Source organism: Kitasatospora sp. NPDC093679 (assembly GCF_040683455.1).
Taxonomy (GTDB): domain Bacteria; phylum Actinomycetota; class Actinomycetes; order Streptomycetales; family Streptomycetaceae; genus Kitasatospora; species Kitasatospora arboriphila.
Map to the genome: position 1 here is coordinate 1 of NZ_JBFBDW010000090.1, position 16251 is coordinate 16251.

17 protein-coding genes are annotated in these 16251 nt (G+C 76.5%); 6 read left to right on the forward strand and 11 right to left on the reverse strand.

Translation table 11 applies throughout. The features are described from left to right. Window positions 1–288: 288 nt before the first annotated feature. Window positions 289–918 (reverse strand): LysE family transporter, encoded by a 630-nt coding sequence (locus AB0O09_RS37550; protein ID WP_363549998.1) that lies wholly within the window; start codon window positions 916–918, stop codon window positions 289–291. Between the two features lie 255 nt (window positions 919–1173). Here AB0O09_RS37550 and AB0O09_RS37555 point away from each other — a divergent pair, with 255 nt between their 5' ends. Together AB0O09_RS37555 and AB0O09_RS37560 are read left to right on the forward strand one after the other, a co-directional pair. Continuing rightward, window positions 1174–2787 (forward strand): sigma-70 family RNA polymerase sigma factor, encoded by a 1614-nt coding sequence (locus tag AB0O09_RS37555; RefSeq protein WP_363550000.1) that lies wholly within the window; start codon window positions 1174–1176, stop codon window positions 2785–2787. An 80-nt stretch (window positions 2788–2867) separates the two neighbouring features. Further along, window positions 2868–2999, forward strand: coding sequence for a DUF6126 family protein (locus tag AB0O09_RS37560; RefSeq protein ID WP_344628058.1), 132 nt, complete (start codon window positions 2868–2870; stop codon window positions 2997–2999). A gap of 64 nt (window positions 3000–3063) precedes the next feature. Here the strand turns inward: AB0O09_RS37560 and snpA are convergent, their stop codons facing one another. Then, window positions 3064–3702, reverse strand: coding sequence for a snapalysin (snpA, locus tag AB0O09_RS37565; RefSeq protein WP_363550002.1), 639 nt, complete (start codon window positions 3700–3702; stop codon window positions 3064–3066). A 196-nt stretch (window positions 3703–3898) separates the two neighbouring features. Here snpA and AB0O09_RS37570 point away from each other — a divergent pair, with 196 nt between their 5' ends. Next, window positions 3899–4897, forward strand: a complete 999-nt coding sequence (locus tag AB0O09_RS37570) for a LysR family transcriptional regulator (protein WP_363550004.1) — start codon at window positions 3899–3901, stop codon at window positions 4895–4897. Between the two features lie 112 nt (window positions 4898–5009). Here the strand turns inward: AB0O09_RS37570 and AB0O09_RS37575 are convergent, their stop codons facing one another. Then, window positions 5010–8627 carry a hydantoinase B/oxoprolinase family protein gene (locus tag AB0O09_RS37575; protein ID WP_363550006.1) on the reverse strand — a complete coding sequence of 1206 codons (3618 nt, stop codon included), beginning with the start codon at window positions 8625–8627 and terminating at the stop codon, window positions 5010–5012. Between the two features lie 142 nt (window positions 8628–8769). On the opposite strand from AB0O09_RS37575, the gene AB0O09_RS37580 reads away from it, so the two are divergent. Beyond that, on the forward strand, window positions 8770–9849 hold the full coding sequence (locus tag AB0O09_RS37580; protein WP_363550009.1) for an NAD(P) transhydrogenase subunit alpha: 1080 nt from the start codon (window positions 8770–8772) through the stop codon (window positions 9847–9849). Window positions 9850–9964: 115 nt separating this feature from the next. Here AB0O09_RS37580 and AB0O09_RS37585 read toward each other — a convergent pair whose 3' ends face one another. From AB0O09_RS37585 to AB0O09_RS37615, 7 genes are all read right to left on the reverse strand, one after another. Beyond that, complete coding sequence (locus tag AB0O09_RS37585) at window positions 9965–10594, reverse strand: hypothetical protein (RefSeq protein WP_363550011.1); 630 nt, start codon at window positions 10592–10594, stop codon at window positions 9965–9967. 105 nt (window positions 10595–10699) lie between these two features. Beyond that, window positions 10700–11341, reverse strand: a complete 642-nt coding sequence (locus tag AB0O09_RS37590; protein ID WP_363550014.1) for a hypothetical protein — start codon at window positions 11339–11341, stop codon at window positions 10700–10702. After that, window positions 11341–11622: a hypothetical protein gene (locus AB0O09_RS37595; RefSeq protein ID WP_363550017.1), complete on the reverse strand. Its 282-nt coding sequence runs from the start codon at window positions 11620–11622 to the stop codon at window positions 11341–11343. The genes AB0O09_RS37590 and AB0O09_RS37595 overlap by 1 nt, the downstream gene beginning before the upstream one ends. Continuing rightward, window positions 11619–11936 carry a hypothetical protein gene (locus AB0O09_RS37600; RefSeq protein WP_363550020.1) on the reverse strand — a complete coding sequence of 106 codons (318 nt, stop codon included), beginning with the start codon at window positions 11934–11936 and terminating at the stop codon, window positions 11619–11621. The genes AB0O09_RS37595 and AB0O09_RS37600 overlap by 4 nt, the downstream gene beginning before the upstream one ends. 233 nt (window positions 11937–12169) lie before the next feature. Next, window positions 12170–13192 carry a hypothetical protein gene (locus AB0O09_RS37605; protein ID WP_363550022.1) on the reverse strand — a complete coding sequence of 341 codons (1023 nt, stop codon included), beginning with the start codon at window positions 13190–13192 and terminating at the stop codon, window positions 12170–12172. A gap of 145 nt (window positions 13193–13337) precedes the next feature. After that, on the reverse strand, window positions 13338–13490 hold the full coding sequence (locus AB0O09_RS37610; RefSeq protein ID WP_363550025.1) for a hypothetical protein: 153 nt from the start codon (window positions 13488–13490) through the stop codon (window positions 13338–13340). A gap of 232 nt (window positions 13491–13722) precedes the next feature. Next, window positions 13723–14082 carry a hypothetical protein gene (locus tag AB0O09_RS37615; RefSeq protein ID WP_363550028.1) on the reverse strand — a complete coding sequence of 120 codons (360 nt, stop codon included), beginning with the start codon at window positions 14080–14082 and terminating at the stop codon, window positions 13723–13725. 69 nt (window positions 14083–14151) lie between these two features. Here AB0O09_RS37615 and AB0O09_RS37620 point away from each other — a divergent pair, with 69 nt between their 5' ends. Further along, the gene (locus AB0O09_RS37620) at window positions 14152–14877 is read left to right on the forward strand and encodes a hypothetical protein (protein WP_363550030.1); all 726 of its coding nucleotides are present in this window, start codon (window positions 14152–14154) and stop codon (window positions 14875–14877) included. Between the two features lie 268 nt (window positions 14878–15145). On the opposite strand, the gene AB0O09_RS37625 is transcribed toward AB0O09_RS37620, so the two are convergent. Further along, window positions 15146–15397, reverse strand: coding sequence for a hypothetical protein (locus AB0O09_RS37625; RefSeq protein ID WP_363550033.1), 252 nt, complete (start codon window positions 15395–15397; stop codon window positions 15146–15148). A 79-nt stretch (window positions 15398–15476) separates the two neighbouring features. Between AB0O09_RS37625 and AB0O09_RS37630 the strand changes: the two genes are divergently transcribed. Next, window positions 15477–16067 (forward strand): sigma-70 family RNA polymerase sigma factor, encoded by a 591-nt coding sequence (locus tag AB0O09_RS37630; RefSeq protein ID WP_363550036.1) that lies wholly within the window; start codon window positions 15477–15479, stop codon window positions 16065–16067. Window positions 16068–16251 lie beyond the last annotated feature (184 nt).

Below are 16251 nucleotides of genomic sequence, written 5' to 3' on the forward strand. Positions count from 1 at the left end.
GCTGGATTCGAAGTTACGGACCCCCCGCACCCGACACAAGGTTCGACCACGAACCCGCAGCTCAGCGCCCGGTTACCACCGGTATCCACCGAAAGTCGACCCCCATTTCACGGGCCCGACCACCACCACCCGCCCCCCGATGTGACCCGCACCACCGCAAACCGTCCGTGAACCGGACCACATCGTCAACACCCTGTGAACCGGTGGGCCACAGAGCGCCGACCGTGCCGGCCCGCCACCGGGCCGCTCGTGTGGCGGCGGCCACACCGGCCCCGCGGGGGCCCTCGGTCAGCCCGCCGGCCAGGCGAGCCGGACGGCGAAGCAGAGCACCAGTCCGTAACCGAGCGCGTACGTGACGCGCCTGGTCCGCACGGTGAGCCGGGTGCCGGCGAAGGCCCCGGCCGCGGCCAGCAACTGCTGCCAGACCAGCGAGGCCGCGAACACGGCGACGGCGAACACCACGGCCACGGTCGCCCCGGCGGCCGCCGCGCCCCGGGCCGCGGTCAGCGCGGTGAAGTAGAGCGCGGTGGTCGGGTTGACCAGGGTGAGCAGCGCGAAGCGGGCGAAGGAACGGCGGGCGGGCCCGGGCTCCGCGGCTGCGGCCGGCGCCCCGGGGGCTCCGCCGCCGCGCAGCGAGAGCAGTCCGCGGACGGCGATCGCGGCCAGCACCGCGGCGGCCGCCGCCCGTACCCAGGCCTCGCCGCCGCCGATCAGTCCGACCAGCCGCGGGCCGACGAGCACCGCGACCGCGGCGTACACGAAGTCCACCAGCGCCACCGCGGTCGCGGCGGCGGCTCCCTGGCGCAGGCCGCGGCCGCCCTCCTGCAGCAGCAGCACGCCGACTGCGCCGAGGGGCATCGCCACGCCCAGACCCGCCGCGGCACCCGCCGCAGCCGTACTCACCAGGGAATCCACCATCGCGCCAGGGTGGCCGAGACCCCCTCCTCCGCGCGAGCGAGTTTTCCGCGGGCCGCCACCCCGTCTGCGGCCCGTCCGTGCGGGTGCCGGACCCTCCGGGCGGTGGGCCACCGCCCCTCCGCGCGGGCGTCCGGAGGACCGAACGGAAATCCGGTGCGATTTTCCGTTATCCGGAGCGCGGCGGACGATCTCCCACTACGACAGCAGCACAGCACGGGGCCGCACCACGGCCCGACCGAGAAGGTGGACCACGCCATGGACAGTGACCGCGCAGCACTGCTGGTCGTGCAGGCCCGGGCCGGCGACCAGTACGCCACGGACGAACTGATCAGCGGGCACCTGCCTCTGCTCTACAACATCGTCGGCCGGGCGCTCGGCGGGCACTCCGACACCGACGACGTCGTCCAGGAGACCCTGCTGCGGGCCATGGACGGCCTGCACGGCCTGCGCGACCCGGCCGGGTTCCGCTCCTGGCTGGTCGCGATCGCGATGAACCAGATCCGCCGCCGGCACCACGAGCGCATGCAGACCGCCTACGCGGGTGACGGTCTCGGCGACGCCTACGACGTCGCCGACCCGGGCGCGGACTTCGTGGACCTCACCATCGTCCGGCTCGGCCTCTCCGGGCAGCGCCGCGAGGTCGCCGAGGCGACCCGCTGGCTCGACGAGGCGGACCGCGAGCTGCTCGCCCTGTGGTGGCTGGAGGCGGCCGGCGAGCTGACCCGCGCCGAGCTGGCCGGTGCGCTGGAGCTGCCGCCGCAGCACGCCGCGGTGCGGGTGCAGCGGATGAAGGGCCAGCTGGAGACCGCCCGGGTGGTCGTCCGGGCGCTGGCGGTGGCCGACCGGTGCGGGCCGCTCTTCGAGCTGACCGCCCGCTGGGACGGCGTGCCGAGCGCGCTGTGGCGCAAGCGGATCGCCCGGCACGCCCGCGAGTGCGCGGTCTGCTCGCGCCACTGGAGCGGGCTCTTCCCCGCCGAGGGGCTGCTGGCCGGCCTGGCCATGGTGCCGGTCTCGGCGGGCGACCTCGGGGCGCTGGGCGCCTACCTCTCCCCCGCGACGGCCTCCCCCGCTCCGGCGCCCTCCCCCGACCCCGCCCCGCACGGCCGGTCGCTGCCGCGCTCGCACCGGCGGGGCAGCGGCGGCCGCGGCGCGCACCGCGGGGCCAGCAGCGCCCGGCCGCGGATGCCGCTCGCGGTCGGCGGCACGGTCGCGGTGACCGCCGCCACCGCGGCGATCGTGGCCGTGGCCCTGCCCGGTACGGCCCCCCGGGTCACCGCGGAGCCGCCGGCCGCGCCGGCGCAGGTGCAGGCGGAGGTCTTCAGCCAGCAGCCGTCCCCCTCCGCGTCCTCGCCGAGCGCCTCGCCGAGCCCGAGCGCGTCACCGACCCCGACGCCCTCGCCCAGCCCCACGCCGAGCCGCACCCCGGGCCCGAAGCCGACCCCGACGGCCGGCCGCAGCAAGAGCCCGAGCCCCGACCCGAGCACGCTCAGCATCAAGCAGCAGGTCGTCCAGCTGGTCAACCAGGAGCGCAGCAAGGTCGGCTGCACCCCGGTGAGGTCCGACGACAAGCTGGAGCTCGCCGCGCAGCGGCACTCCGACGACATGGCCGCGCGGAACTTCTTCGACCACACCAACCCGGACGGCAAGGGCCCGCAGCCGCGGATCGACGCGGCGGGCTACAAGTGGAGCAGCTGGGGCGAGAACATCGCCCGCGGCCAGCGCGACGCGGCGGACGTGATGAAGAGCTGGATGGACAGCCCCGGCCACAAGGCGAACATCCTGAACTGCGGCTTCACCGACCTGGGCGTCGGTGTCCACCTGGGCGAGGGCGGCCCGTGGTGGACGCAGGACTTCGGCTCGGCGCCCTGACCGGGGCCGCGGGGCCGCCGCCCGGCCGTGCACAATGGACGGGCCCCGGGACACGCCGGGGGCCGACACCGGGAGCTGCCGTGAGCGAGGCCGTCCGCGACGAGAAGACCAAGCGCAGGGCGATGTTGATCCGCGCCTCGATCTACATCGCGGGCACCCACCTGTTCGCGGGCTTCGTGATCCTGCTGTTCACCCTGGGCGGGCGGCACTGAGCGCACGCCCGGCGGCCCGGCCCCCTACCTCCGGGGGCCGGGCCGCCGGCGTCCGGTGCCGGTGTCAGCCGGCCGCGGCGAAGCCGTTCGCCCAGAGGGAGTTGACCTTCCGCTTCTCGGTGGAGTTCGGGTAGGGGTTGGTGCAGGAGGTACCGGGGCCGCCGCCGGACATCAGCTCGCTGCACGGGCCGGAGTAGTGGTCGGGCAGGCCGAGCACGTGGCCGGTCTCGTGCGCGGTGACGCGCAGCGAGCTGTACTGCCGGTTCTGCGCGTAGTCGAGGAAGATGTAGCCGCTGCCGTGGCCGTCGGTGCTGGCGTAGGAGCCGCGGGAGTCGTTGCCCTCGTAGTAGCGGAAGTCGGCGTTGCTGCCGGAGCGCAGCTGGACGTTGCTCACCGAGCCGTTCCAGATCTGGGCGCTCTGCGAGATGACGCCCGCGAAGGACGGCGCCCGGCTGGCGTCGTAGGTGACGACGACGGCCTTCAGGTAGGGGTGGGCGGCCTGCTTGGCCAGTGCGGACTTCATCACGGCCTGGTAGAACGCCTTGTTGCCGGCCTCCTCGGCGGCCGTGCCGGCGTAGCCCGCGGACGAGGTGTAGCCCTGGGCGCCCTGCTGGACGGGGGTCGCGGAGACGGGTGCCGCGGCGGCGCCGGACGCGAGGGCCAGGCCGAGGGCAGCGGCGAGCACGGTCATGGAGCGGTTCATGTGGGGGACTCCATTCGCGGGTCCCGGGGGCCGTGGGGGGCCCGTCGGGACACGGTGACGGTTGATGCACCGAGCTTGGGGCAGCGCGGGCGGGCCGCGGAGATGCCAACCGGCGATAGCCCGGGGCAATACCCCCGTCCCGGAAGTGCTTTGACGTCCCGTGAGCATTTCTTGACATGCACTTGGCGGGACGCGGATGCCTGGTTATGCTCCCGTCGTGGAGCTCGACGTCCGACACCTGCGGGTGCTGTGCGCGATCGCGGACACCGGCAGCGTCCGGAAGGCCGCCCGCCGGCTCGGCATGACCCAGCCGTCCCTCACCACCCAGCTGCACCGCATCGAACGGACCATCGGCGGACGGCTGTTCACCCGCGAACAGACCGGCAGCCGCCCCACCGCACTCGGCCACTCGGTGCTCTCCAGAGCCAGACCCGTGATCAGCGAGATGGACGCCCTGGTCGCCGCCGCCCGCGAGGAGGCGGCCGGGCCGGGCCGCCGGAGACTGCGGATCGGCAGCGTCGGCAGCCGCGCGGTCGCCGCCTGGCTGCGCCGCGTCCACGACCGGCTCCCGGACACCGACACCACCATCCACATCGACATCTCGGCGATCGCCCTGCTGCAACTGGTCGCCGCCGAACAGCTCGACATCGCCTTCGTGCACGAGAGCGAGGGCTTCCCGCTGCGGGTGCCGCCCGGCACCGAACAGCGCGTCCTGATGGCCCGCGAACCGCAGTTCGTCGCCCTCGCCGAGGGCCACCCGGCGGCCTCCCGGCCGGTCGTCAGACTCGCCGACCTGGCCGGGGACACCTGGATGGTCGACCCCACCGCCGACCACGAGTACGCCGCGCTGCGGCGGGTCTTCGCCGAGGCCGGACTCGACCCGCGGGTCGTCCAGGTCCGGGACAACGCCACCGCCGCCGAACTCGTCGCCTCCGGCGAGGCCGTCCGCCCGTGCCAGCCCACCTCACCGCCCGGCCCCGGCACCGTGCTGCGGCCGGTGCACGGCGACCCGTTCGCCGTCCGGCTGCTGCTCACCTGGCGCCCCGGAGCCATCGGCGGCCAGGTGCTCGACGACCTCTACACCGACCTCCGCCGGGCCTACCTCGACCTGGCCAGCGTCAACCCCGCCTACCGCGCCTGGCTGCGCCGGCACAACCGCTCGCTGCGCCAGCTCCTCGTGCCTGCGGGTGCCTGAGACGCGTTGCCGGGCCAGCCGGGCAGCCCCGCTGCGGCCGGCCCCCACAGCTGTGACACCCACTCCCGGACTGCGCGGCTCCCCGCGCTCGTGGGCCCCCGGGCCCGCGCCGCTACGGGGGCGGGCCGTAGCCGCCGCCGCCCGGTGTCTCGACCACCAGGACGTCGTCGGGCGCGACCTCCGCGCAGTCGCAGCCGGCCAGGTGCTCGACCGTGCCGTCGGCGCGCTCGATCCGGTTGGCGCCGAGCGCCCCGGGGGCACCGCCCGCCAGGCCGTACGGCGGGACGCGGCGGTGTCCGGTGAGCAGGCTGACGGTCATCGGCTCGCGGAAGCGCAGCCGGCGCACCGCGCCGTCGCCGCCCCGCCACCGGCCGGCGCCGCCGCTGCCCGACCGCACGGCGTACTCCTCCAGCAGCACCGGCAGCCGCCACTCCAGCACCTCCGGGTCGGTGAGCCGGGAGTTGGTCATGTGGGTCTGCACGACCGGGGCGCCGTCGAAGCCCTCCCCCGCACCGGAGCCGGAGCCCAGGGTCTCGTAGTACTGGTGGCGGCGGTTGCCGAAGCTGACGTTGTTCATCGTGCCGGAGCCCTCCGCCTGCACGCCGAGCGCCGCGTACAGCGCCCCGACCAGGGCCTGCGAGGTCTCGACGTTGCCGGCGACCACGGCCGCCGGCGGCTCGGGCGCCAGCATCGAGCCGGGCGGCACCACGATTCGCAGCGGTCGCAGGCAGCCGTCGTTGAGCGGGATGTCGTCGGCCACCAGGGTGCGGAAGACGTAGAGCACCGCCGCGGTGACCACCGCCGACGGGGCGTTGAGGTTGCCGGACAGCTGCGGCGAGCTGCCGGTGAAGTCCACCGTGGCGGTGCGCCGCCGCCGGTCCACCGCGACCCGGACGGCGATCACCGCGCCTGCGTCGGTCTCGTAGCGGCAACTGCCCTCCGCCAGCCGGTCGATCACCCGGCGGACGGCCTCGGCCGCGTTGTCCTGGACGTGCCGCATGTACGCCTGCACCACGTCGAGGCCGAAGTGCTCGATCATCGCGCCGATCTCGTCGACGCCCTTGCGGTTGGCCGCGATCTGCGCCCGCAGGTCGGCGAGGTTGGCGTCCGGGTTGCGGGACGGGTAGCGGGCGGAGGTGAGCAGCCTGCGGGTCTCGGCCTCGCGGAGCCGGCCGTCCTCGACCAGCAGCCAGTCGTCGAAGAGCACGCCCTCCTCCTCGATCCGGCGGCTGGCGGCCGGCATCGAGCCGGGCGTCATGCCGCCGATCTCGGCGTGGTGGCCGCGGGAGGCGACGAAGAACAGGATCCGCTCGCCCGCACGGTCGAAGACCGGGGTCACCACCGTGATGTCGGGCAGGTGGGTGCCGCCGTGGTACGGGTCGTTGACGGCGTAGGCGTCACCCGGCCGGACCGCGCCGGCACGGCGGCGCAACACTTCCTTGACGGTGGTGCCCATCGAGCCGAGGTGCACGGGGATGTGCGGGGCGTTGGCGACCAGGTTGCCCTCCGGGTCGAAGAGGGCGCAGGAGAAGTCCAGCCGTTCCTTGATGTTGACCGACTGGGCGGTGGACTCCAGCCGGGTGCCCATCTGCTGGGCGATCGCCATGAAGAGGTTGTTGAAGACCTCCAGCAGCACCGGATCGGCCGCGGCGGTGGCGTCGGCTGCGGCGGGCGGGGCGGTGCGCTCCAGCAGCAGGTGGCCGAGCGGGACGCGGGTCGCCCGCCAGCCCTCGTCGACCACCGTGGTGGAGCCCTCCTCGGTGAGGACGGCCGGCCCGGTGACGCCCTGCCCGGGCCGCAGCCCCTCGCGGCGGAGCAGCGCGGCCCGCTGCCGGCGGCCGGCCGACCAGAGCGTGACGTGCCCGGGTCCGGCCTCGGCGGCCTCGGCGCCGTCGGCGGCGGGGCTGTCCGGGGGTGCGCCGAGCGGGGCGAGGTCCGGCTGGTCGGTGAGTCCGGTGGCCTCGACGGCGAGCGACTCCACCACGATCGGACGGTTCATCAGGAAGGAGTAGACCGAACGGTGTTCGGTCTCGAAGGCGGCGGTCATCGCCGGGGCGCCGGCGAGTTCGACGGGCACGGCGGTATCGGTGCCGTCGTAGCGCAGGTGGGCGCGGCACAGGGTGCGGATACGCTCCTCGGGGATTCCCTCGGCGGCGAGTTCGGCCCGGGCGGCGGCGGTCAGTTCCTCGGCGAGCGCCTCGATCCGGGGCATCGCGGCCGCCTCCAGCCGCGCCTCGACCGACTGCTCGCGCAGCACGGCGGTGTCGGCCAGTCCGATGCCGAGGGCGGACAGCATCCCGGCGAGCGGCGGGACGAGTACCGTGCGGATGCCCAGTGCGTCGGCGACCGCGCAGGCGTGCTGTCCGCCGGCCCCGCCGAAGACGGTCAGCGCGTACCGGGTGACGTCGTGCCCCTGCTGGACGGAGACCCGCTTCACCGCGTTGGCGATGTTGGTGACGGCGATCCGCAGGAAGCCCTCGGCGACCTCCTCCGGGCCGCGGTCGTCGCCGGTGCGCGCCCGGATCTCGGCCGCGAGCGCGGTGAACCGACGCTGCACGGTGGCGAGGTCGAGCGGCTCGTCGCCGCCGGGGCCGAACACCCGGGGGAAGCGGTCGGGTTGGATGCGTCCCAGCATCAGGTTGGCGTCCGTGACGGTGAGCGGGCCGCCGCCGCGGTAGCAGGCCGGGCCGGGCACGGCGCCGGCCGAGTCCGGGCCGACCCGGTAGCGGCTGCCGTCGAAGTGCAGCACCGACCCGCCGCCGGCCGCCACCGTGTGGATCGCCAGCATCGGCGCCCGCAGCCGGACCCCGGCCACCTGGGTGGTGAACACCCGCTCGTACGCGCCCGCGTAGTGCGAGACGTCGGTCGAGGTACCGCCCATGTCGAAGCCGATCACCCGGTCGTGGCCGACGAGTTCGGACATCCGGGCCATGCCGACGATGCCGCCGGCCGGGCCGGAGAGGACGGCGTCCTTGCCGCGGAAGTGCCCGGCCTCGGCCAGCCCGCCGTTGGACTGCATGAACATCAGGCGCACGCCGTGCAGCGCGTCCGCGACCTGCTCGACGTAGCGGCGCAGCACCGGCGACAGGTAGGCGTCCACCACGGTCGTGTCGCCGCGCGGCACCAGCTTCATCAGCGGGCTGACCTCACTGGACAGCGACACCTGGGCGAAGCCCGCGCCGCGGGCCGCCTCGCCGATCAGCTGCTCGTGGCCGGGGTGCAGATGGCTGTGCAGACAGGCCACCGCGACCGAACGGATCCCGTCCCGGCGCGCGGCGCGCAGGGCCTCGCCGAGCGCGTCGAGGTCGGGCGGGCGCAGCACGGTGCCGTCGGCGGCGATCCGCTCGTCCACCTCGATCACCCGTTCGTGGAGCTGCTCGGGCAGGACGATCTCGCGGGCGAAGATGTGCGGGCGGTTCTGGTAGCCGATCCGCAGGGCGTCGCCGAATCCGCGGGTGATCACCAGGGCGGTTCGTTCGCCGGTGCGCTCCAGCAGGGCGTTGGTGGCGACCGTGGTGCCCATCCGGACCGCGTCGATCGGCACGTCCGCGAGCGGCGCGTCCGGGGCGAGCCCGAGCAGGGTGCGGATACCGGAGACGGCCGGGTCGCGGTGGCTGCGGTCCTCCGAGAGCACCTTGCAGGTGGTGATCCGGCCGTCCGGGCGCCGCGCGACGACGTCGGTGAAGGTGCCGCCGCGGTCCACCCAGAACTGCCAGCCCGGTGCTGCCACGGCCGCCTCCCAGCGGGGAACCCCGCGTACCTCCAGTCTCCGGCCGGGCCTGCGGGCGCCGCAAACAGGGACGCTGCGGGAGACCGGGACACCGCGGCGGCGGGGATACTGGAGGTGGACACGGGCAGGTCGGGGAGGAGCGATGGCGGCCGTGGTGCTGGGCGTGTGCCGCGAGGGCCTTCCGGGCGAGCGGCGGGTGGCGCTCGTGCCGCGCGCGGTGCCCGGCGTCCGCGACCTCGGGGTAGACGTCCTGGTCGAGGCCGGCGCCGGGGCGGCGGCCGGGTTCCCGGACTCCTCCTACGCGGCGGCGGGTGCGCAGGTCGTCGCCGGCGGGGAACTCGCCGTCCGTGCGGACGTCCTGGCCGCGGTCCGGCGGCCGACCGCGGAGGCCGTCGCCCGGCTGCACCGGGGCCAGGTCCTGATCTGCCTGCTCCGGCCGTACCGGGCGCCGCACCTGGTGCGCCGCTGGGCGGACGCCGGACTGACCCTGATCGGCACCGACCCGGCCGCCCGGCCCGGCCTGCCCCCGGGGCCGCTCGACGCGAGCGCCGGGCAGGCCGCGCTGGCCGGCTACAAGGCCGTCCTGATCGCCGCGGACCGGCTCGGCCGGGAGTTCGCGGGCGGCGTCGCCGAACCCGCCCTCGTCCTGGTGCTCGGCGCGGGCCCGGCCGGGCTCCGGGCGATCGACACCGCGCGCCGGCTCGGCGCGACCGTCCACGCGTACGACACCGGGCGGGCGGCCCGGGCGGCGATCGCCGCGCACGGCGGGTTCGTGCTGCCGCTCGGCTCGTGGGACGTCCGGCGCCGGGCCGCCGTGCTGTCCCGCTTCGACGTGGTGATCAGCAGCGCCGACGCCGCACCGACGGCCGTGGACACGGCGGCCGTCCGCTCGCTGCGCCCCGGCTCGGTGGTGGTCGACCTGCTCTGCGACGCCGACGGGCGGTCGGTCGAACCGGCCGTCCCGGGGGCCGAGCGGACGGTCGGCGGCGCGCTGGTGATCGGCGCGGGCGAACTCGCCGCGGCGCTGCCGACGACGGCCTCCACCGCCTACGCGCAGGTCCTGGCCGCGCTGCTCGCCGTCCTCGTGCCGGACGGACTGCTGACCGTGGACCCGGCCGCCCCGGAACTCGCCGGTGCGGTCGTCGCCCACGCCGGCACCGTCCTCGAACCCCGCACGGCGGGGCTGCTCCGGGAGGCGACGGCCGCCGCCGGGCTGCCGTAGCCGACGGGTGGAACGGGCCGCCCCCGGCCGCGGGACCCGGTGTGCGGGGCGGCAGCGGCCGCGGAGGACCGGACGGACCGTGCGCACGGGGCCGGCGGCCGGTACGGCGGGACGCTCAGCGGCCGGCGAAGAGCGCGGCGTGGCGCGCGGCGGAGAGGGCGTGGTGGGCGCAGCGGTCGTAGTGGCCGGAGAGCAGGACGGCGTCGACGGTGTCGGCCCGTGCGGGCGGCGGGTCGGCGGCGAGCAGCCGGGCGTAGAGCACGGACTGGTGGCGGGCCATCTCGGTGCGGTCGCCGTGCAGGTCGGCGAGGTGGTCGCCGCGGGGGTCGGGCAGGCTCCGGGCCGCGGTGGCGAGCATGGCGAGGGCGAGGGCGGCCATCGTCTCCAACGGGCGGCGCAGGTCGGCCGGGAGGGGGCCGCGGGTGCCGCGGGCGGCGGCGGTCTCGGTGATGCGGCGGGCGAGTTCGCCGAGCTGCTGGACGTCCGCGCCGAGGTGCACCCGGGCCAGCAGGGCGCGGGTGCCGGTCGGTTCGGGGTCGGAGCGGGCGAGCAGGGCGGCGGCGTCCTGCTCGACGGCGTCCCGGAGCGGTTGCAGGGCCCGTTCGGCGGCGATCACGGCGTCGTCCGCCGCGGCACCGGAGGCGGTGCCCAGGGCTGCCGCGGAGGCGCACCGCAGAGCCTCGGCGGCGAGTCCGAGCAGGGCGGCCGGCCGGTCACCGACCGGCCGGCCGGTGTGCTGCGCCATGGTGCTCTCCCTCCGCGGCGCTCGTCCGCCGCGTCTTCCATCCTGGTCCGCCGCGGCGGACCGCGCAGCCCTCCCGAGGGTCGCGCGGCCCGGCGGGTGCCGGGGTCAGTGCGGGCCGTGGCCGTCGACGAGCGCGCGCACGCCCTGCGCGTACGCGTGGGAGCGGGCGACCACGGCGATGCGGGAGCCGTCGGCGAAGACCAGGTCGACGCGTTCGGGCTGCCGGGAGCGGACGGTGCCGGTGCGGGCGAGCTCCCGGCGCCCGAAGGCGGCCATCAGTTCGCCGTGGTCGTGGTCGACCAGCAGGACCCGGCGGTCGGTGACGGCCAGCAGGGTGCGGCCGTGCCGGAACCGGCGGTGGGTGCTGGGCCCCGTCCGCACGGCGATCACGAAGCGGCCGGCCGCGCTGCCCCAGCCGCCGGAGAACGGGCGCCCGTGGAACGCCCGCCGCACACCGCGCACGGTGGACTCGCCGACCGCCTCGACCATGCCCTCCGGGTCGAGGAGTTGCAGCGGCAGCAGCAGGACGGCCGACAGGCAGCCGCGCCGCCGCCCGGCCGGTTCCTGCGGTGGCCGGACGGCCGTCCGGTGCCGCGCGGGCAGCCCGCGGCGGACGTACCGGTCGAGGCCGAGGTCGACGACGCCGTACAGCGGTTCACCGGGCTGCAGCCACCGCAGCGGCAGCTGCGACCAGCGGTGCAGACGTTCCTCGTAGGCCCGGTCGAATGCCGGGTTCGCCGGGGCCATCAGCCGAACGCCTCCTCGATCCGGCTCCGGGGCACCCGGTAGGCGGGGGCCGGTCCTGCCACGTCCGGGCGGCGGCGGTGAGGGCGTCGGCGTCGCCGGTGACCTTCTCCAGCCACCCCGTCAAGGCCGGACTTCTCCAGGGCCCGGCGGACGGCGTCGTCCAGGCCCTGGTCGACGGCGCCCTGGGCGGGGTTGTGGATCTCGGGGAGCGGTAGCAGCGGCTCCTTCGTCCAGTCACGGGTCCACTTGTAGGCGCCCGCGACCTCGGTGGCGGTGGTCATCGGTCGCCACCGCCGACGCCGCGGCCGACCTCGTCCTCGCCGTCGCGGTAGTCGGCCGCGTTGGCCTCCAGGCCGGCGGTCACGTGGGCCAGGACGTCCATGAGGTCGGCGAGGTTGTCCTGCTCGGCCTGCGCGTGCTCGTGGTAGCCGTCGCGCAGTTCCTCCGAATCGGGCAGGTGGCCGAACGCACCGGCCGGCACCTCCACCCCGGCGAGCGCGTCCCGCGCGGCCGCCAGCCGTGCGTTCCGCTGTTCCACCAGTGCCGCGTACCGGTGCAGTGCGTCCGGACGCACGCGGAAATCAGGCTCGCTCATGCGGGTGTCCCCAGGCCCTTGAGACGTCGCTCCGCGGCGCGCCGGGGCACACCACGGATTTGTTCGAGAGGACCTTACCGGGGCGTCGGCACGGTGAATTCCGGGGCGGGTGCCGCACCTCCGGGCGGCGGCACCCGGGAATTCGACGGATCGTCAGAGGAATTCCGCGGCAGCCGATCTGGTGTCGCGTCGGATCAGGCGTCGACGGCGGCCACCGTTCGCCTGCAGATCTTTCACATTCCCTGCGTGGCGCCGGGGGCGGCGGGCAGGTCGAGGATCTCGTCGACCGGGCGGCGCGGGGTGGTCGCACCGGGCGGGCCGTAGCCGAAGCGGAGCACCAGCTGGACGTGGCCGGGGCCCTGCTCGGGGTCGCGGAGCAGCCCCCGGGTGTCCGGCCACTCGACGGCCTGGTGCAGGACGGAGACCCGCAGCCCGTGCAGGGTGGCGAGCAGCCAGACGCGTTCCATCGCCTGCCCGGCCCGCAGCCAGTCGGCCTCGCGGTCCCCGTGGGTGGTCAGGGTGGCCAGCTGCGGCAGGGCCTCGAACCGGCGGGTGGGCGGCGGGGCCAGGGTGGCCGGCGCGGGCGGGCGGCCGGTGAAGCTGCGCATCGGCACCCGGGCGTCGTGGTCCTGCGGGCCGAGCGCGGCCGCCGGGATGCCGTCCACGGCCGGGGCCTCGGGCCGCAGCCAGCTACGGGTCTCGGTCTGCCGGGCGACGTCGGCGGCGATCCGGGCCTCCGCCTCCGCGGTCAGGTCGAGCACCCGCCGCACCTCGGCCTCCTCCAGCGCGGTCATGACCGTGCCCTCGGTGCGGGCCGCGTCGAGGAGTTCGCCGAGCACCGCCTCGGGCACGTCCCGGTTGGCGAACGGCTCGCGGCTGGAGTGGCGGAGGAACACCGCCGGGTAGAGGTCGCGGCCGAAGGGCTCCGGGCCGGCCTGCCGCCCCTCGGCGAGGTCGAGTTCGGCGATCGGCTGCCGGCCGAGGTGGCCGGGCTGCAGCCGCAGCACGGGTGCACGGCCGAAGTGGACGGCGGCGACCCGCAGGTTGAACAGGGCGGCACCGATCGAGATGTGCAGCGCCCGGCCGTCGGGGTCGGTGACCGGGACCGCCCGCCGGTAGTCCGCGTACACCTCCAGGCGGCGCAGGTCGGCGCTGGGCCGGAACCGCCACGGCTGGCTGTTGTGCAGGGAGGGTGCGGCGCCGCCGGCGGCGGCCAGGGCGCGCAGCTCGTCACGGGTGAGGGCCGGGCTGATCATGATGGATCACTCCTTGCCGCGGGTGCCGTCGGTACTCCGAGCGTGCGCCGCCCCGGGTGCACCCGGTAGGGCCCAAGGGCCCACCGCGGCCGTGCCGGGAGTCCCCGTCTCCCCGGCGGCCCGGGCGCCTCGGGGGACGCACCGCTCAGCCGCGCACCCGCCCGGCGGCGCCGGGCCGGGGCACGCCGTCGACCGGCAGGCAGATGCCGAAGACCCGCTCGTACCCCGTCCAGCCGTTCACCCGGCCGCGGTTGTTGCTGATCTGCACCCGCCGGCGGGCCGGATCCAGGGTCGACACCAGGTGCAGGTACACCGTCCCGGCGACCGGGCCGGCACGATGTCGCCGACCTGCAGCGCCGACGGGTCGACCGGGGCGACGACCACCGGCTGCCTGCTGCGGATCAGCGGCACCGTCGACGGGCCGCTCGGCCGGAACTCCACCGTCGCCCCGCCGGCGACCCGGCCCGCCACCCCGTCCAGCACTCCCGTGCGACCGATCGTGGCAGAGCCGCCGGGGGCGGGCCCACCGGTTATCCGGGCGACCCGGGCCCGGTCCCACCGCTCCCGGGCGGTTCGGAGCCGGGCGGTTCCGTCCCGGCCGGTTCCGTCCCGGCCGCCGCGAGCCGGACGAAGCCCTCGGTCCATTCGTCCCGGTCGAGCGTGTACTCGCCGATGTGGAAGCAGTCCGGCTCCTCGGCGAAGCCGGGCAGCAGGCGGGCCCGGTGGATCCGTTCCTCGGCCAGGGCCTCGGTCGAGTAGACGCCGAGCAGCTTGGCGTCGTCGCCGTCCTGTTCGTCGAGGTACGGGACGTCGCCGTCGAGGTGCAGGGTGGCCCCGTCCTCGCCCGCCTCGTTGTGGTGGGCGATGTGCCAGAGCAGGTGGACCTTCATCGCGGCAGGCTACCGGCCGACGGGGGCGGTTCGGCGCAGCGGTCCGGTTGGTGCGAGGATGGCCCGGTCGTGATCCTCTGTCAGTTCCGCCTCCTGCGTGTCGCGGTCTTCGCCACGGTGTGCGTGGCGCTGGCCGCGCTGGGGCACGCCGCCGTCTCCGGGCAGCCCGTCCCGGTGCCGGTGCTCGGCGCCGCGGCGGCCGGCACGGCGGCCGGGACCTGGCTGCCGGCCGGGCGGCGGCGCGGCATCGCGGCGATCGCCGGCTGGATGACGGCCGCCCAGGCCGCCCTGCACCTGCTCTTCGAACAGACCGCGGCGCGGCCGGCCGCGCCCTCCGCCGACCTCGTCCGGCTGCTGCTGTGCGTGCACGGCGAGGCCCCGGACGGGGTCGATCCGGTGGAGTTGGCGCGGGCGGCAGGCCTGGACCCGGCCGCGCTCGGTGCCGCGGCCAGGCACGCGCACGGCCTGCACGGCCACGCGGGCGGGGGCGCCGGTGCGGGCGGGGCGGCGCTGCTGCACGGCATGTCGCCGGGGATGGTCGCCGCGCACCTGGTGGCGGCGCTCGCCTGTTCGCTGCTGCTGTGGCGCGGCGAGGCGGCGCTGGCCGCCGTGGTGGCGGCCGTCCGGACGCTGGCCGAGGTGTTCGCGCCGGTGGTGCTGCTGCTGGCGCCGTTCCGGCAGGAGCCGCCGCGGGCGGTCCGTCCGGCGGTGCGTCGGGTGCGCCGTCCGCGGCAGCCCGCGCTGGCGCACGCGGTGGGCCGGCGCGGGCCGCCGCACCCGGTACCGGCTGTCTGAACAGCCCGCTGCCCGCCGGGGACCGGCACCGCAGCGGGCCGGTCGCCGCTGCCCCTCCCGCCCCTGCGGCGGTGCAGCGGCCGGGCCGGTGCACCGCCCTTCCGTCCTGACCCCGGGTACCCCCTCGGATCGGCCGGGCGGCCGTCCTGCGTGCGGCCGCCGTCCGGCGTCCGGGCGTGCCCGGGGGACGCGGGCGGACGGTGCCCGGCCGGTGCCAGGTCGGCGCCCCCCCCCCCCCTGCGGGCGGCGCCGCGGATGCCTCCTGCCGTCAGGAACCACCATGGGACGTCCCGTCCGTACCCTCCGCCTCCCCCGCTGCCGCCGGGCCGAGGCCCAGGCTGCCCAGCAGCCGCCCCGTCCACTCCGGCGACGGGCCCTCGGCGGCCCGCGTCAGGGCCTGGAGCCGCCGGGCGGCGGCCAGCCACTCGGCACAGTCGGCGCAGTGCGCCCCGCGGCCGTCCGCGGGCGCTTCGCCGTCGAGCTGCGCGGAGATCGCCGCGCGGTGGTCGGCACAGGTCATCCGCCCATGCTCCACCACGGCACCGCCCCGGCGGTAGCGCCGTCCGCACCGGGAGACCGCGACCGGCGGGCGGTGCGCCGTGGATGACGCCCTGCTGACCGAACTGGCGCTGGCCGCCCGGCACGGGCGGGCCGAGGACGTGGAGGCGTTCGTCCGGGCGACCCAGCGCGACGTGTGGCGGTTCGTCGCCCATCTCACCGACCCGGACGCGGCCGACGACCTGGCCCAGGAGACCTTCCTGCGGGCGCTGCGCAGCCTGCCCGGGTTCGCCGGCCGTTCCTCGGCCCGCACCTGGCTGCTGTCGATCGCCCGGCGGACGGTGATCGACCGCTACCGCAGTGCCGCGGTCCGCCCGCAGCACGCCGACCTGCCGGACTGGCAGGAGGCGGTGGACCGCCACCGGCCGTCCGCCACGGGCGGGTTCGAGGACGGGATAGCGCTCGGCGACCTGCTCGCCCGGGTGCCGGCGCAGCGCCGCGAGGCGTTCGTGCTGACCCAGGTCGTCGGGATGAGCTACGCCGAGGCGGCCGAGGTCGCGGCCTGCCCGATCGGCACGGTGCGCTCCCGGGTCGCCCGGGCCCGGGAGCAACTGGTGGCGCTGCTGCGGGAGGCGGAGGCCGCGGACCGCTCCGCGGCGGCGGCGGTCGGGGCGGTGCCGGTGCCTGGCTGATCCGGGCCGGGCTGATCCGGGCCGGGCGCGGACCGCCGGGATTCCCTCAGGTGTTCGGGAACCTCCCGCGGTCCGCGTCCGACTGGTGGGGGGGGGGCGCGCCGCGCCCCGGGGGGGGCGCCCCCGCCGCGGAGACCCGCGCTAGACCGGGCGGGCGCCGCCGGCCCCCGCCGGCGGGGCCTGC